Annotated in this window: 14 protein-coding genes; 9 read left to right on the top strand and 5 right to left on the bottom strand. The window is 72.1% G+C overall.

What is annotated here, in order from left to right; translation table 11 throughout:
- Positions 1-17 precede the first annotated feature (17 nt).
- Positions 18-1,145 carry a MerR family transcriptional regulator gene (locus ACGF3H_RS32505; protein WP_362492991.1) on the top strand — a complete coding sequence of 376 codons (1,128 nt, stop codon included), beginning with the start codon at positions 18-20 and terminating at the stop codon, positions 1,143-1,145.
- A gap of 70 nt (positions 1,146-1,215) precedes the next feature.
- Here the strand turns inward: ACGF3H_RS32505 and ACGF3H_RS32500 are convergent, their stop codons facing one another.
- The gene (locus tag ACGF3H_RS32500; RefSeq protein WP_362492988.1) at positions 1,216-1,836 is read right to left on the bottom strand and encodes a TetR/AcrR family transcriptional regulator; all 621 of its coding nucleotides are present in this window, start codon (positions 1,834-1,836) and stop codon (positions 1,216-1,218) included.
- A 90-nt stretch (positions 1,837-1,926) separates the two neighbouring features.
- On the opposite strand from ACGF3H_RS32500, the gene ACGF3H_RS32495 reads away from it, so the two are divergent.
- The gene (locus tag ACGF3H_RS32495) at positions 1,927-2,859 is read left to right on the top strand and encodes a DMT family transporter (protein ID WP_362492985.1); all 933 of its coding nucleotides are present in this window, start codon (positions 1,927-1,929) and stop codon (positions 2,857-2,859) included.
- Between the two features lie 29 nt (positions 2,860-2,888).
- Here ACGF3H_RS32495 and ACGF3H_RS32490 read toward each other — a convergent pair whose 3' ends face one another.
- Complete coding sequence (locus ACGF3H_RS32490) at positions 2,889-3,212, bottom strand: SCO0607 family lipoprotein (protein WP_362492982.1); 324 nt, start codon at positions 3,210-3,212, stop codon at positions 2,889-2,891.
- A 96-nt stretch (positions 3,213-3,308) separates the two neighbouring features.
- Positions 3,309-4,844, bottom strand: coding sequence for a right-handed parallel beta-helix repeat-containing protein (locus tag ACGF3H_RS32485; RefSeq protein ID WP_362492979.1), 1,536 nt, complete (start codon positions 4,842-4,844; stop codon positions 3,309-3,311).
- Between the two features lie 274 nt (positions 4,845-5,118).
- On the opposite strand from ACGF3H_RS32485, the gene ACGF3H_RS32480 reads away from it, so the two are divergent.
- From ACGF3H_RS32480 to ACGF3H_RS32460, 5 genes are all read left to right on the top strand, one after another.
- A complete protein-coding gene (locus ACGF3H_RS32480) occupies positions 5,119-6,270 on the top strand; it encodes a substrate-binding domain-containing protein (RefSeq protein WP_362492976.1) in 1,152 nt (383 codons plus the stop codon).
- Positions 6,271-6,540: 270 nt separating this feature from the next.
- Positions 6,541-7,878 carry a sugar ABC transporter substrate-binding protein gene (locus tag ACGF3H_RS32475; RefSeq protein WP_362492973.1) on the top strand — a complete coding sequence of 446 codons (1,338 nt, stop codon included), beginning with the start codon at positions 6,541-6,543 and terminating at the stop codon, positions 7,876-7,878.
- Positions 7,878-8,828: a sugar ABC transporter permease gene (locus tag ACGF3H_RS32470; protein WP_362492970.1), complete on the top strand. Its 951-nt coding sequence runs from the start codon at positions 7,878-7,880 to the stop codon at positions 8,826-8,828. Before ACGF3H_RS32475 ends, ACGF3H_RS32470 begins: the two co-directional genes overlap by 1 nt.
- Positions 8,829-8,911: 83 nt before the next feature.
- Complete coding sequence (locus ACGF3H_RS32465; protein ID WP_362493337.1) at positions 8,912-9,736, top strand: carbohydrate ABC transporter permease; 825 nt, start codon at positions 8,912-8,914, stop codon at positions 9,734-9,736.
- Between the two features lie 130 nt (positions 9,737-9,866).
- Entirely contained in the window at positions 9,867-10,847 is a 981-nt protein-coding gene (locus ACGF3H_RS32460; RefSeq protein ID WP_362493334.1) for a hydroxyacid dehydrogenase, read from the top strand.
- A gap of 106 nt (positions 10,848-10,953) precedes the next feature.
- On the opposite strand, the gene ACGF3H_RS32455 is transcribed toward ACGF3H_RS32460, so the two are convergent.
- Positions 10,954-12,366: an aminopeptidase P family protein gene (locus ACGF3H_RS32455; protein WP_362492967.1), complete on the bottom strand. Its 1,413-nt coding sequence runs from the start codon at positions 12,364-12,366 to the stop codon at positions 10,954-10,956.
- A 166-nt stretch (positions 12,367-12,532) separates the two neighbouring features.
- On the opposite strand from ACGF3H_RS32455, the gene ACGF3H_RS32450 reads away from it, so the two are divergent.
- Entirely contained in the window at positions 12,533-13,516 is a 984-nt protein-coding gene (locus tag ACGF3H_RS32450; RefSeq protein ID WP_362492964.1) for a helix-turn-helix transcriptional regulator, read from the top strand.
- Here ACGF3H_RS32450 and ACGF3H_RS32445 read toward each other — a convergent pair.
- Positions 13,446-13,934, bottom strand: a complete 489-nt coding sequence (locus tag ACGF3H_RS32445) for a DUF2809 domain-containing protein (RefSeq protein WP_362492961.1) — start codon at positions 13,932-13,934, stop codon at positions 13,446-13,448. The genes ACGF3H_RS32450 and ACGF3H_RS32445 overlap by 71 nt on opposite strands.
- Before the next feature lie 123 nt (positions 13,935-14,057).
- On the opposite strand from ACGF3H_RS32445, the gene ACGF3H_RS32440 reads away from it, so the two are divergent.
- On the top strand, positions 14,058-14,573 hold the full coding sequence (locus ACGF3H_RS32440; protein WP_362492959.1) for a hypothetical protein: 516 nt from the start codon (positions 14,058-14,060) through the stop codon (positions 14,571-14,573).
- The last annotated feature ends 132 nt before the right edge of the window (positions 14,574-14,705 follow it).

The following is a 14,705-nucleotide window of genomic DNA, read 5'->3' as shown; positions in this document are numbered from 1 at the left end:
ACGTGGCGTGATGCCGCATGGTCGGTGGTGTGGAGGAACACCTGACCGTGGGACGCGTGGCCGAGCTGGCCGGCGTGAGCGTCCGCACGCTGCACCACTACGACGAGATCGGCCTCGTCCGGCCGTCCGCGCGGACCGCCGCCGGATACCGGACCTATTCTGCGCGCGACGTGGAGCGACTGCGGGAGGTGATCGCCTACCGGCGGCTCGGCTTCGGGCTTCGCGAGATCGCCGATCTGGTCGACGACCCGGCCACCGACGCGGTCGCGCACCTGCACCGGCTGCGCGGCCTGCTGCTGGAACAGCGCGACCGCGCCGCTGCCATGGTGACGGCCATGGACAGGGAGCTGGAGGCCCGGGCCATGGGGATCAGGACGACACCCGAGGAGCAACTGAAGATGTTCGGCGCGCAGTTGTACGAGGCGATCGGAAGTGCTTATCCGGCGACGCGGCGCACCGAGCCGCGGATCGCCGCGAGGGTCTGGGACGCGCTCGGGGACGCACGGACGGTGCTGAACGTCGGTGCCGGCACCGGCTCGTACGAGCCTGCGGACCGCGAGGTGACCGCCGTGGAACCGTCGGCCGTCATGCGGGCGCAGCGACCCGCCGACGCGGCACCGTGCGTGGCCGCCGCCGCGGAACGCCTTCCGTTCGCGGACCGGTCCTTCGACGCCGCGATGGCCTTCAGCACCGTTCACCACTGGCACGACCCGATCGCCGGGCTGCGCGAGATGCGCCGAGTCGCCCGCCGCGTGGTGGTGTTCACGCACGACGCCGGTGACACCGGCTGGCGTCACCGGTTCTGGCTGACCCGCGACTACCTGCCCGAGGTCGCCGGGCTCGTCGCCGGCCGGCCGTCGGTGGACCGGCTGGCTCACGCGATCGGGGCCCGCATGGAACCGGTGCTCATCCCGTGGGACTGCGCCGACGGCTTCCTCGAGGCCTACTGGCGCCGGCCCGAGGCCTACCTGGAGGAACACGTACGCCGCGCGGTGTCGGTGTGGACCAGGGTCGGGCCGGAGGCCGAGCGGCGGGCCGTGGCCGGACTCCGCGAGGACCTCGCCTCGGGCCGGTGGGCCGAACGCAACCGCGAGCTCGTCTCCCTCGACTCGGCGGAGCTCGGCCTCCGCCTGCTGGTGGCCTGACCCCGCGCGCGAGAGGTCCGGCGGCTCGGTCCGGCCGGGTTCGTGACGAGGAGCGCGGTACGGCGCGGCCTCACCGTGGCGGTGCGCCCGGCCCGGTGGCCGCCCCGTTCACCAGCAACTCCCGTGCCCGGTCGACGGCCTCGCCGAACGGGTCGGGGAAGACGCCCAGCCCGTGCGCCACCAGTGCCCCCTCGTGCAGCAGCATGAGCGCTCGCGCCAGCCGGTCCGCGCCGGGCTCGTCGACCTCGCGGGCCAGGCGGGTGAACAGATCGAGCATCCACCGCTTCTGCCCGACGATGACCGCGTACGCCGGGTGGCCCGGATCGCCGATCTCCGCATGGGCGTTGACCATGCTGCACCCCCTGGGCCCGTGTTCCACCGCCCACACGCGCGACGCCTCGAAGACGGCCAGGACCCGGGCGGCCGGCTCACGTTCCGCGACCGCGTCCAGACAGCCGCCGAGGAGTCCCCGCCAGCGCTCGTCCCGCGCGGCGAGGTACTCCACGACGATCTGCTCCTTCGAGCCGAACCGGTCGTACAGCGTCTTCTTGGTCACCCCTGCCTCGGCGGCGATGAGGTCCACGCCCACGGCATTGATTCCGCGCTCGTAGAACAACCGCTCGGCGGCTTCCACCACGCGGCGCGCCCCGGGGGTCATGCGGACGCGGTGCGGCTCCTCCAAGGACTCCATGACGGCAAGTATACCGATCTGTATAGTGGGCACCCGAGATCTCAGTAAACCGATCTGTATACCTCGATCCGTCCACGGGATGTGGTCCACGTGAACGCCCTGCTCTCGGCCGCCTTCGTATTGAGCTGGAGTTCCGGCTTCATCGGCGCCAGACTCGGCGCCGGGACCGCGGACGCGGCGACGCTCCTGATGTGGCGTTTCCTGCCGCTCGCGCTGGTCCTCGTCGCCGTCGCGCCCGCCTCCCGGGCGGCATGGCGGGGTCTGAGGCCGCGGGACGCGGGCCGGCAGGTCGCCGTCGGCGCGTTGTCGCAGAGCGGGTATCTGCTCAGCGTCTACTACGCCATCCAGCTCGGCGTCTCCAGCGGCACCACCGCACTGATCGACGGCGTCCAGCCCCTCGTCGCCGGCGCGCTCGCCGGGCCCCTGCTGCGGCAGTACGTCTCACGCCGGCAGTGGGCCGGCCTGTGGCTGGGGCTGGCCGGCGTCGCCACGGTCACCCTGGCCGACGCGGCGGCGAAGGGGGCGGACGTCGCCTGGTGGGCGTACTTCGTTCCCTTCCTCGGGATGCTGTCACTGGTGGCGGCCACCTTCCTGGAGGGCCGCACACGCGTGCCGGTCGCGCCCCGGGCGGCGCTGACGCTCCACTGCGCGACCAGTGCCGTCCTCTTCTCCGGGCTCGCGGTCGCCACCGGGACGGCGGCCCCGCCGGCCGACGCCTCGTTCTGGGCGGCGACCGCCTGGCTCGTGGTGCTGCCCACCTTCGGCGGGTACGGGCTGTACTGGCTGATCCTGCGCCGGTCCGGCATCACCGCGGTGAACACCCTCATGTTCCTCATGGCACCGGTCACCGCCGTGTGGGGTGCGCTGATGTTCGGCGAGCCCTTCGGTGTGCAGACCGCTCTCGGACTGGCCGTCGGCCTCGCGGCCGTGGTCATCGTGCGGCGCGGAGGCGGCGCGCACCCGGCACGTCCCACCCGCTCCGGGGCGGACCGCGCGGTCGATCCCTGTGCCGCCAAACGCTGACCTCCGCGGGGCGGCCGACGACCGCGCGCTCAACCAGCCTCGGGAGCGTCCACGACGGCACCGCTCTCGTCGATCATGTGGGTACGCCAGTACACGTCCCACTCGTCGTCGACGTGCCGCGGCACCTCGCCCTCCGGGTAACGGGTGTAGCCCGCGGGCGGCCGCTCGTCGTCCGAGACGCACGCCGAGCCGGTGCCGCCGATGGACGTGACCGGGTACTCGCCGTGGCTGCAGACGTCCTCCCGGTACTCGAGGGAGCATCCGCTCAGCGCCAGGGCCGCCGTCGCGCACCCGAGGGCGGCGGCAGTGGCGACGCGGACGGCGGGTCGGCTGGTGCCGCTGTTCTTGCGCACGGGGTCTCCTGACGTCGGTGGGCAGGCTCCCCACCTTCGCCGACGCCCGGCGGCCGGTCCTGAGTACGGGTACTCAGCGCACGCCTTCCTCGGTACTCACCGGTGCCACGGAGCCCAGCTCTGCACCCCGGGGCCGTTGTAGGCGCCCCGGTGGGGCTTCGTGGTGGTGGAGACGGGGTCGCCCCAGTAGTCGCGGCCGCCGTTGTCCGTCACCACCGCGCCGTTGCCGAGCGCGGGCGACGAGGCCTTCAGCTTGTATCCGTCCACGGAGTAGATGGTGTTGCCGCCCGTGCCGGGGTTCACGAACCCGGGGTCGCCGGTGATGCCGTTGCCGGTCGGCCGTGGCACGCCCTGGAAGACGTTCCACTTCCAGGAGATCCCGGTACCGGTGGGCAGCCGTGAGTCGCTGGTGCCCACCCAGATGTTGTTCTCGAGCACGCTCTCGTCGGGGAGCGTGATGTCGAACCTCTTGTCCGTGCAGTACATGACGTTGTTGTACATGTGCAGGGCGGATCGGCCGCTGCCGCCGCTGCTCATGCGGCAGTCGTTCTCGGAGATGTTGTAGCGGACGACCTCCTTCGCCCCGCCGACGGTCCCGCAGCCGTCGCAGTCGAGGAAGAAGCCCTCGATGTTGTCCCGGCTGAAGTTGTACTGGACGGTGCAGCGGCCGGTGTTGCCCCAGTCGCAGTCGAAGGCCTGGCTGTCGGCGACGGACATCCTCGTGATGCCGTAGACGGCGTTCTTCTGGATCGTCGGATCGTGGTCGCCGAGCACCCAGATCCCGGCGAAGTTGCCACCGGAGAAGGGGTACACGCCGTTTCCGGTGCCGGAGGCCACGTTGTACTGGATCAGAGGTGCGTCGGCGTAGCTCCCGATGATGGCGTCACCGCCGACGTCCCGCACGGTGTTGTGCTCGATCAGCACGCCCGATCCCTTGGTGGCCATGGAGCCCACGCGGATCTTGAGTCCGCCGCCGCCGGTGTTGCTCACCTGGTTGTGGTGCACGTACACGTCGTCGAGGGTCGAACCGGCTCCGGTCGCGCCTGTGACGATGCCGGCGGACTGGACGTAGTCCTCGGTGGTCGTGCCGCCCTTGTCCGTCTGTCCCGCCACCCGGTCGACGACCAGGTTGCCGACGTCGAACCCGCGGTGCGACCGGCCGTCGGTCGCGGAGATGCGCACGCCCGTCCGTCGGGCAAGGGACGCCGCCGGGTTCGTCAGTCTGAGGTTGCGGATGGTCCAGTGGTCCTGGTCGGTCAGCCTCAGCACGTCGGCCGCGCCGTTGCCGTCGATGACGGGCAGGGCACCGGTGCCGTAGCTGGTCACGGTGACCGGGGCGGCGGCCGTGCCACTGCCCGCCGGGGCGAGGGTGCCGGTACAGGTGGTCGAGGTCGCGAAGGCCAGGGTGTCGCCCGGCCCGTAGGCCCTCGCGTTCGCCTGACTGATGCTGTTGAGCGGGCTGTTCCGGCTGCCCGTGCCGGCCTTCGACGCCGAACAGTCGACATAGGTGGTCGTTCCGGCGGCCGACGCCGGTACGGCCGGTACGACCACGCTCGCGCCGGCGAGCGCCGCGGCGAGGAGCGCACCGCTCCACGCCCGTCGTCCGCCACCGTCGGCTTCGTCCGCCCTCATGGATGCGCCTCTCTGCTGGAGTGCGCCAGAAACTAGGCCGATCCCTCGATCGAGTCAATGGTTCCGTATCGTTCGATCAGATTCCGATCGATCTCCAAGGGCATCGGGACAGACAGCGCGGAGGCGTGGGGAAGCCCTTCGGGGATCGGCCCCTGACCGGGGACCCGGAGCAGGAGAACTGATCAGATGACCCGTGCGTGATCGGATAAGGTCTCCGGGAGACCGCGCAGGCCGGCTTCCGGGACGCCGGATCCCATCACAAGGAGGAGTGTCGATGGCTGCTTCGGCCGAACGACGTCGCTCTCGCATCCTCGACGTCGTGCGCGAGACCGGCTCCATCCGGATCGTGGAGCTGGCCGAGCGCCTCGGCGTCCCGGCAGTCACCGTCCGGCGGGACGTCGCCGCGCTCGCCGACGAGGGCAAGGTCGAGCGGACCCACGGCTCGGTGGCCCTCTCCGTCGGCGCCTCCGGCGGGCAGGGCGCGGGTCGCGGCCGGGTGATCGGCATGCTGGTGCCGACCGTCGGCCAGTACTTCGACGACGTGATCGCCGGGGCCAGCGCCGCGGCGACCGCCGCCGGGGCCCGGCTGGTGCTGGGCATCGCGCCGTACGGGGCCGGCAGTGACCGGGCCCAGGTGGAACGGCTGCTTGAGTCGGACGTCGACGGCCTGCTGCTCACGCCGGGCTGGACCCCGGACGGAGGGCTGGAGGGCGGCGACTGGCTGGGCGAGCTGCCCGTGCCGGCCGTCCTGGTGGAACGCCGGGCGGCACCGCTGAGCCCGGCGGCGCACCTGGACGCGGTCTGCTCCGGTCACCGCCACGGGGTCCTGCTGGCGCTGCGCCGCTTCGTCGCGCTCGGGCACGACTCGGTGCTGCTCGCCGCCCGCGCCGACACCCGCACCGCCCGCGAGGTGCGCGCCGGCTATGCCGATGCGGTCGCCCAGCTCGGGCTGCCGACGCTGCCCGTGATCGACGTGTCCAGTCCCGAGAGCTCCCGTTCGCCCGGGGACGACTCGGACCTGGCCGCCCGGATCGCCGAGGCCGTCCGGACCGGCGTGCGGGCCGTGGTCGTGCACAACGACCAGGACGCCCTGCAACTGCCGTCGCTGTTGCGCACGCACGGTCTCTCCGTGCCGGAGGACGTCGCGATGATCGCGTACGACGACGTGTACGCGTCGTTGTCGGAGCCGCCGCTGACGGCGGTGGCGCCGCCGAAGCGGGCGGTCGGCTCCGGCGCGTTGGACCTGCTGCTGCGACGGCTCGACGCGGGCGGCACGATGCCCGTGCACCAGGTGGAACTGCTCCCCACCCTCAAGCTGCGCACGTCGTGCGGAGGGCCGGCGCAGACAGTCGGTGCCGGCCGGGAACCGGGCCCTGATTCCCGGCGTGCCGCGTCGGTCCGGAATGGGCACGCGTCCGCTTTCTGATCGGATGATCGCTCGGTCGTCCTGAGCCGTCCCCGGCCCCACCCTCCGCCCACCCTCGGTCGGTCCCGGCTGGGCGCGGGCGGCACAGCTGGGCAAGAAGAGGTCGGTCACCACCGTTGCGGCAGGTCTAGTTTCGATCATTCAGATCATTTGATCGAAAGGTATTGACTTCGATCGCCCCCGCATCTCAGGATGGCGCTCACCTCAGCGTGACCCCCCGCAGCGCCCGGCCGGACGCCGGTGCTCGTGACCTCTCCAAGGAGCCGCGCCATGCCTTCCTCCTCCTCGCTCCCCCGCCGCAGAACGTACCGTTCGGGCCTCGTCGCGGCCGCGACCGCGCTGTGCCTCGCCACCCTCTCCGCCTGCGGTTCGGGCGGCGACACCGACACCTCCGCGGGGAAGGGGCCCGTCACCATCACCTTCTGGGGCTGGGCCAAGGGGACTCAGGAGGTCGTGGACGCCTTCAACGCCTCGCAGCGGGACGTCCGCGTGAACTTCCAGGAGATCCCGTCCGGCAACGCGGGCGGCTACGCCAAGATCTCCAACGCCGTGAAGGCGGGCAACGCCCCCGACGTGTTCAACGTCGAGTACCCGCAGCTGCCGGACTTCGTCAGCCGCGGCGCCGTCCAGGACATCGGTGAGCACGTGTCCGACGGCCTGAAGTCCACGTACCTGCCGCAGGCGATGCAGATGGCCACCCTGGGCGGCACGACCTGGGCCCTCCCGCTGGACGTGGCGCCGCAGACCTTCTACTACCGCAGGGACGTCTTCGAGAAGGCGGGCATCACGGCCCCGCCGAAGACCTGGGACGAGTTCCGGACGGACGCGGAGAAGATCAGGAAGGCCGTTCCCGACGCGCGCATCGCCACGTTCTTCCCCGACGACCCGAGCACCTTCGAGGCCATGGCCTGGCAGGCCGGTGCACAGTGGTTCAAGGCGGGGGCGGAGTCCTGGAAGGTCGGCTTCCAGGACGGGGCCACCAACAGGACCGCCGCCTACTGGCAGAAAATGATCGACGACGACCTGGTGCAGGTGGCCCCGTCCTTCTCCCAGCAGTGGACGGCCTCCCTGCAGAAGAACCGGACCGTCGGCTACCTGGGCGCGAGCTGGGGCGCGGGGGTGCTGGGCAGCACCCTTCCCGACCAGAGCGGCAAGTGGGCCGCGGCCCCGATGCCGACGTTCGACGGGGCGCCGGCGAGCGGCATGCTCGGCGGCACCACGTTCGCCGTGTCCAAGGACAGCGAAAAGGCCGAGGCGGCGGTGAAGTTCGCGGCGTGGGCGACCACCACCGAGGACGGCATCAAGGCGCGCATCTCCACCGGTACGTCCTCCGCCTACCCGGCCGCTCCCGCTCTCGTCCCGGTCGCCAAGAGCGCCTTCAAGAGCACCCTCTTCGCCGGCCAGGACCTCTACGGCCTGTTCCAGGACGGCGCGAGGTCCATCCGGACCGACTGGGCGTGGGGCCCGGTCATGGGCACCACCGACAACTCGCTCAAGGACTCCTTCGCCGAGGTCCACGACGGCAGCGACATCATGACCGCCGTACGGGGCGCCGAGACGGCGACGAAGAAGGAACTGGACAAGCGCGGGATCAAGGTGACGGGCTGATGGCCGGCCCCGCGCCGCGCACAGCCGGCTCACCCACCGCCCGCCCCGTCCCCCTGCGGCCGTGGCGGCCGGGGGCCCCGGCCCTCCTCCTGCTCCCGTTCTTCGTCCTGTTCACCGCCTGCACGCTGATCCCGATGGGGAACGCCCTCTACCTCAGCCTGTACGGCGAGAAGCGCTCCGGACTCGGCTTCGGCGGTGTGGAACGCGTCTTCAGCGGCCTCGACAACTACACCGGGGCCCTGCACGACCCGGCGTTCCGCGACGGTTTCGTCAACCTCGCGCTGTACTGCCTGCTCTACATCCCGCTGATGATCGGCCTGTCGCTGCTGCTCGCCCTGCTGCTCGACTCCTCCCTCGCCCGTGCGAAGCGGTTCTTCCAGCTGGCCCTGTTCCTGCCGCACGCCGTGCCGGGCATCATCGCGGCCCTGATCTGGATGTACCTCTACACACCGGGCGTGAGCCCGGTGATCGGCGCCCTCGACTCGGCCGGTCTGCAGACCGACATCCTGGGCAGTCCCGTACCGGCCGTGGTCAACATCGCCCTGTGGGAATGGACCGGGTACAACCTGATCATCTTCTTCGCCGCGCTGCAGGCGATCCCCCGCGAGGTGCTGGAGGCGTCCGTCGTCGACGGTGCCGGCCCGCTGCGCACGGCCCTGAGCGTCAAACTCCCGCTCATCCGGCCGTCGTTGGTCATGGTCGGGCTCTTCACCGTGATCGGCTCGCTCCAGCTGTTCACCGAACCGATGATCCTCCACGGCGCGGCTCCCGGCGTCGTCACCACCTGGACACCCAACATGTACGCCTACACCGCGGCCTTCGAACGCAACGACTACGGCCTGGCCGCCGCCGCCTCCGTCCTGCTCGCACTGGCGGCCGCCGCCCTCTCGTTCCTGGTCACCCGGTTCTCCGGCGGCCGCTCGGCCGGGACGAAGGGAGCCGAGGCGTGAGCACCGTCGCACCCGTGAGGCCGCGGCAGCGACGAGGCCCCGCCGCTCCCCCGCCGCTGGACACCGGGCGGCGCCACTGGTCGATGTCGAAGGCGGCCGTGAACGGCGTCCTCGTCCTGGCCGCGCTCTACATGCTCCTCCCGCTGCTGTGGCTGCTGACGGCCGCGGCGAAGAACACCGGTGACCTGCTGGGCGGGCGCACCCTCTCGCCCGAGCGCTGGCACCTGGGCCAGAACCTCTCCGGCCTGGCGTCCGCCGGTGACGGGATCTACTTCCGCTGGTACCTCAACTCGCTGCTGTACGCCGGAGCCGGCGCCGCCCTGTGCGCCCTCGTCTGCGTGGCCGCCGGCTACGCCTTCCACGTCTACCGCTTCCCCGCCAAGGAGAAGCTGTTCGGTCTGGTCCTGCTGGGCGTGCTGGTGCCGACGACGGCGCTCGCGCTGCCGATGTACCTGCTCGCCTCCAAGGTGGGGATCGTCAACAGCTTCTGGGCCGTCTTCCTGCCGTCGCTGGTCAACCCGTTCGGCGTGTACCTGGCCCGGGTCTTCTGCGCCGGATACGTGCCCGGAGAGGTCCTGGAGGCGTCCCGGATGGACGGTGCCGGCGAGCTGCGCACCTTCTGGTCGATCGGGCTGCGGATGGTCATGCCCGGCTTCGTCACCATCTTCCTGTTCCAGTTCACCGCGATCTGGAACAACTTCTTCCTTCCGCTGGTGATGCTCTCGGACACCAAGCTCTTCCCGGTGAGCCTCGGGCTCTACTCCTGGAACACCCAGACGCGCTCGTTCCCCGAGTACTACCCCCTCGTGGTGACCGGCTCGCTGCTCGCGGTCGTCCCCCTGGTCGTCGCCTTCGTCGGACTGCAGCGGTTCTGGAAGGCGGGTATGACGGCCGGAGCCGTCAAGTAGGCCCGCCACCCGCGACCGTCGTCCGCCCACGCCACACGTCACCCGGGAGAATCCCGTGCACAACCCCGCTTCCGTCTCCGACGCCGCCCCGGCGCCGGTGCCCGGCCACCGGCCGCGGGCCCTGCTCGCCATGCACACCGATCTGGTGTCCAAGCTGATCGACGCCCCGACGATGCGCCGGCTGACCGAGCTCTCCGCTCTCGACCCGGCGCTGGTCGCCGACGACTTCGGCACCGAGGCGGCGTCTGCGGCCCTGCGCGACGCCGAGGTCCTCATCAGCTGCTGGGGCTGCCCGCCGCTGACGGAGGAGGTCCTCGACCGGGCGCCCCGGTTGCGGGCTGTCATCCACGCCGCGGGGTCCGTCAAGCACCACGTCACCGCGGCCTGCTGGCACCGGGGTGTCGCCGTCACCTCGGCGGCCTCGGCCAACGCCGTGCCCGTCGCGGAGTACACCGTCGCCTTCGTCCTCCTGGCGGGCAAGGACCTGCTGCGCATGCGGGACGACTACCGTCGCCGCCGCGCCGACCACGACTGGCAGGCGGCCTACGCGGGAGCCGGCAACTACCGCCGGACCGTGGGCGTCGTGGGGGCCTCCCGGATCGGCCGCCGTGTCCTGGAACTGCTGCGGCCGCACGATCTGCAACTGCTGCTGCACGACCCGTACCTGCTGCCGGGCGAGGCGGAACGGCTGGGCGCGACGGCCGTCGGGCTCGACGAACTGTGCGTCCGGAGCGACGTCGTGAGCGTGCACGCGCCCGAACTTCCCGCGACGCACCACCTGGTGAGCCGCGAGCGGCTGGCCTCGATGCGTACCGGGGCGACGCTGATCAACACGTCCCGGGGCTCGCTGGTCGACCAGCGGGCACTCACCGAGGAACTGGTGTCCGGGCGGCTCGACGCCGTGCTCGACGTCACCGTCCCGGAGGTCCTGCCGGCCGGCTCCCCCCTATACGACCTGCCCAACGTGGTCCTCACCCCGCACGTCGCCGGTTCCGTGGGCACCGAGCTCCACCGCATGGCGGCGGCAGCGGCGGACGAGCTGGAGAGGTACGTGCACGGCCGGCCCTTCGCGCACCCGGTGTCCGCCGAGGAGTGGGAACGCTCGGCCTGAACCGCCGGACACGCCGCCCCGGGCCGCCCGGTGCACGGTTCCGGGGCCGCGCGACACGGCGGCCCCGGAACCGTCTCGCCGGAGCCGGAGCCGCAGTCGGAGCCGCTCAGCCCACCAGGCGGGCCATCCATGCCTCGATCTCGTCCGCGGCCCGGGGCAGGCCCGCCGACAGGTTCTCGTGGCCGCCGTCGGTGACGACCAGGTCGTCCTCGATCCGGACGCCGATGCCCCGCCACTCCTCCGGCACGGTCAGGTCGTCCGCCTGGAAGTACAGGCCGGGCTCGACGGTCAGGCACATGCCCGGCTCCAGCACGCCGTCGACGTAGTCCTCGGTGCGGGCCCGAGCACAGTCGTGGACGTCCAGGCCCAGCATGTGTCCGGTGCCGGCCATGGTGAAGCGGCGCTGCAGGCCCAGCTCGTAGGCCCGCTCGACGGGGCCCTCGATGAAGCCCCAGTCGACGAGCCGTGCGGTCAGGTGCCGCTGCGCCGCCTCGTGGAAGGCGCGGTACGGCGCACCGGGCTTCACCGTCGCCATACCGGCCTCCTGCGCCTCGTAGACCGCGTCGTAGACCTCTCGCTGCAGGGACGTGAAGGTTCCGCTGATGGGCAGCGTGCGGGTGACGTCGGCGGTGTAGAGGGAGCGCGTCTCCACGCCGGCGTCGAGCAGGAGCAGGTCTCCCGGGCGCACCGGGCCGTCGTTGTCCGTCCAGTGCATGATCGTGGCGTGCTCGCCGGCCGCACAGATCGAGCCGTAGCCGACCGAGTTGCCCTCCAGGCGCGCCCGGCGGAAGAAGGTGCCCTCGATCCAGCGCTCCGAGGACGCGATCGCCCGGGAGAGCTCTCCGACGACGTCGGTGAAGCCGCGCACGGTGGAGTCGACGGCCTTGCGCAGTTCGCCGAGTTCCCAGGCGTCCTTGACGAGACGGAGGTCGCTGAGCGCGTCCTCCAGTTCGGCGTCGCGCTCGGCGTCGGTGGTGACGGCGGCCTCGAGGGCGGGGTCGATCCCGCGGACGATGCGGGTCCGCGGGCCGACGGCGGCCGCGAGGTCGGCCACGGCGGTGCGGACGTCGCGGCACGGCAGGCCGAGCACGCGCTCCGATTCGGCGAGCGAGCGGCGCCGGCCGGTCCAGAGTTCGGCGTGGGCGCCGGTCCAGAACTCGTCGTCGTCCCTGCTGTCCCGCGGCAGCTGGTAGCAGTAGGCGTCGTGGCCGCCGTCCGCGCGGGGTTCGAGGACGAGGGCGCCGTCCCGGGCCTGGTCGCCGGTCATGTGCACGTAGCCCGTGTACGGCCGGAAGGGGTAGGTGTCGTCGTTCGAGCGGACCTTGAGGTTGCCCGAGGGGACCACGAGGCGCTCGCCGGGGAACCGTGCGGAGAGCGCGGCGCGGCGGCGGGCCGCGTGGGGGGCCTGCTCGGCGGGCCCGAGGTCGTGTCGTTCCGTGTCCGCCCAGCCCGTCCGCATCAGAGCGGACAACTCCGCGGAGATCCCCGGGTAGAGGCTGTTCTTGCGACGGTTCGCCACGTCATGCACCTTCCGTTGCGCTCCCTGGGGGCTGCCAGGGGGTTGTCACCGCCGCCGGTCCGGGGGCGGCATCCGGACGGTACCGTCCGGCGACGGGCCTGGGTGCCCGAGTGTGCCAGTGGCACTGATCGGCCAGGGGACCGGCCGGAGCAGCGATAATCGCCCCATGGCGAACGGGAAACTCGGCGATGCCCTGCGGATGCTCGGGCTCGATGACGCGACGTGCCGGGTCTATCTGGCCCTGCTGGAGCTGGCTCCCGCTCCGTTGGAGGCGGTCGGCGCTGCGGCCGGGCTGGGCGGGGCCGACCTCCGCGCGGCGTACGGCGAACTGGCGGACGCCGGCCTGGCCGGCGCCGCGGCCGGGGGCCGGGACGTGGTGGCCCCGGTACCGCCCGCGGCGGGCCTGGAGATCCTCGCCCGGCACCGGGCGGCCGAGCTCGAGGAGTCGCGCATCGCCGTCGGAGGCGCGTTCGAGTCGTTCCGGCGCCGGCGGCTCGCCGCCCGCAACGACGATCTCGTCGAGGTCGTGACCGGGGAGGCCGTCGGGCCGAGGATGCACCACGCGTGGGCCAGCGCCCGCGAGCAGATCCGCCAGTTCGAGTCCCCTCCGTACGCGCCGCTGGCCACGGCGACCGACGACGCCCTGGCGACGCTGGCCCGCGGGGTGCGGCAGCGCGTCGTCTACTCGCGGGAATCGCTGGAGCACCCCGGTCATCTGAAGGACGTCATCGAACCCTGCATCGAGGCGGGCGAGCAGGCCAGGGTGCTGCCTTCGGTGCCGGTGAAGCTCCTGATCATCGACGAGGCGTACGCGCTGGTGTCGTTGTCGATCAGGGAGGCGGACGTGCACAACACCATGCTGGTGGTGCAGCCCTGCGGCCTGCTGTCCGCGCTGACGGCCCTGTTCGAGCAGGCCTGGCAGAACGCCCTGCCCATCCACGGCCTCGCCGCCCGTCCCGCCGGGCTGCCGCCCGCCGACCGCCGGCTGCTGCGTCTGCTGGCCGGTGGCGCTACCGACGAGGTCATCGCCCGTGAACTGGGCATCAGCCGCCGCACGTTGTTCCGGCGCCTGCAGATCCTCATGACCCGGCTCGGCGCCGCGAACCGCTTCCAGCTGGCCCTGCAGGCGCAGCGCTCGGGCTGGCTGTGACCGGGTCCCGGGCGGCGCGCGTCAGGGCCACGACGAGCCATCCAGCCGCCGCGCCGACGGCGTACCAGAGCAGGTCCGGTGCGTTGAAGGTGGAACCGAGGACCAGACGGGCCACCGTGCTGTGCCGGGAGAGGGCGGCCGGCAGGTCGGTGAGCTGGAGGAACTCGACGCCCCAGCTCACGGCCAGGGCCACGGCGGCGGCCTTCCACGGTGTCGCCCTCGGCGCCGCCAGGACGACCAGGGCGAGGAGCAGAAGGGTGTAGAGGGCGTCGCCTCCGTACTTGGCCACCACTCCCTCCGACACGGCCCTGAGGCCGGTCCCCGCGCCGACGATCACCAGGGCGGCCACCCCCGCCGCGAGCCGGACGTGTGCCGGGGCGCCCTCGACGGGGGCACGGGTGACGGGAGTCCGGGTCATGCGGTCATTCTGCTCGACGCCCGACGCCCTCTGGCGTACGCGCGTAGACCTCGGGCACCATCGTCGTGCACCGCATGCTCAACCACCCCACAGGCAGCATGACGCACTGCATGGAGGTTCCTGATGAAGTCTCCGAGAGGCACCCGCATCCGGTCGGTGGTCACGGCTCTCGCCCTGGTGGCCGCACCGGGCGCCGTCGTCGTCGGCAGCGCCGGTGACGCGTTCGCGGTCACCAAGATCAGCCACGCGACCGCGACGTCGATGTTCCGCGAGGTCGGGATCACCTGGTCGTCCTCGGGCAACTGCTCCAACCGCAACAACTCCACGTGTACGTCCTTCGACCAGCTCAACCTGGCCACCGCGCAGGGCGCCCAGACCCTCAAGCGGGCCAGCGGGTGCGCGCTGAACATCACGGGCGGCACCGAGACCGGGCACGCCTCCGGCACCTACTCGCACTGGAACGGCTACAAGCTCGACTTCGGCAAGGCCACCTGCGTCACCAACTACGTCAAGAACAGCTTCACCTACATCGGACTGCGCGGCGACGGCGCCCCGCAGTGGCGGTCCGGCTCCGGCAACGTCTACGCCGACGAGGGCAACCACTGGGACGTCACGTACTACAACTGCGGCGGCTGCTGAGCGCTGCCGCCGGGGGCCGGGGGGGGCCCCCCCCCCCCCCCGGGGGGCCCCCCCGCGGGGTGAGGGGGGGGGGGCGGGGGGGGGGCCCCCCCCCCGCGGGGGGGGGGGGGGGGGGGGGGGGCCGGCCCACCC

This window comes from Streptomyces sp. NPDC048185 (assembly GCF_043202495.1).
In the GTDB taxonomy this organism is placed as follows: domain Bacteria; phylum Actinomycetota; class Actinomycetes; order Streptomycetales; family Streptomycetaceae; genus Streptomyces.
Note: the sequence above shows the minus strand (reverse complement) of the source record. Positions and strands in the feature narration are given on the sequence as shown.

What these genes read in the sequence shown, in the direction of transcription:
- ACGF3H_RS32485 (WP_362492979.1), bottom strand. Translation starts at nt 4,844, where the DNA reads ATGAGGGCGGACGAAGCCGACGGTGGCGGACGACGGGCGTGGAGCGGT.
- ACGF3H_RS32500 (WP_362492988.1), bottom strand. Translation starts at nt 1,836, where the DNA reads ATGGAGTCCTTGGAGGAGCCGCACCGCGTCCGCATGACCCCCGGGGCG.
- ACGF3H_RS32450 (WP_362492964.1), top strand. Translation starts at nt 12,533, where the DNA reads ATGGCGAACGGGAAACTCGGCGATGCCCTGCGGATGCTCGGGCTCGAT.
- ACGF3H_RS32440 (WP_362492959.1), top strand. Translation starts at nt 14,058, where the DNA reads ATGAAGTCTCCGAGAGGCACCCGCATCCGGTCGGTGGTCACGGCTCTC.
- ACGF3H_RS32475 (WP_362492973.1), top strand. Translation starts at nt 6,541, where the DNA reads ATGCCTTCCTCCTCCTCGCTCCCCCGCCGCAGAACGTACCGTTCGGGC.
- ACGF3H_RS32470 (WP_362492970.1), top strand. Translation starts at nt 7,878, where the DNA reads ATGGCCGGCCCCGCGCCGCGCACAGCCGGCTCACCCACCGCCCGCCCC.
- ACGF3H_RS32480 (WP_362492976.1), top strand. Translation starts at nt 5,119, where the DNA reads ATGGCTGCTTCGGCCGAACGACGTCGCTCTCGCATCCTCGACGTCGTG.
- ACGF3H_RS32465 (WP_362493337.1), top strand. Translation starts at nt 8,912, where the DNA reads ATGTCGAAGGCGGCCGTGAACGGCGTCCTCGTCCTGGCCGCGCTCTAC.
- ACGF3H_RS32505 (WP_362492991.1), top strand. Translation starts at nt 18, where the DNA reads ATGGTCGGTGGTGTGGAGGAACACCTGACCGTGGGACGCGTGGCCGAG.
- ACGF3H_RS32445 (WP_362492961.1), bottom strand. Translation starts at nt 13,934, where the DNA reads ATGACCCGGACTCCCGTCACCCGTGCCCCCGTCGAGGGCGCCCCGGCA.
- ACGF3H_RS32460 (WP_362493334.1), top strand. Translation starts at nt 9,867, where the DNA reads ATGCACACCGATCTGGTGTCCAAGCTGATCGACGCCCCGACGATGCGC.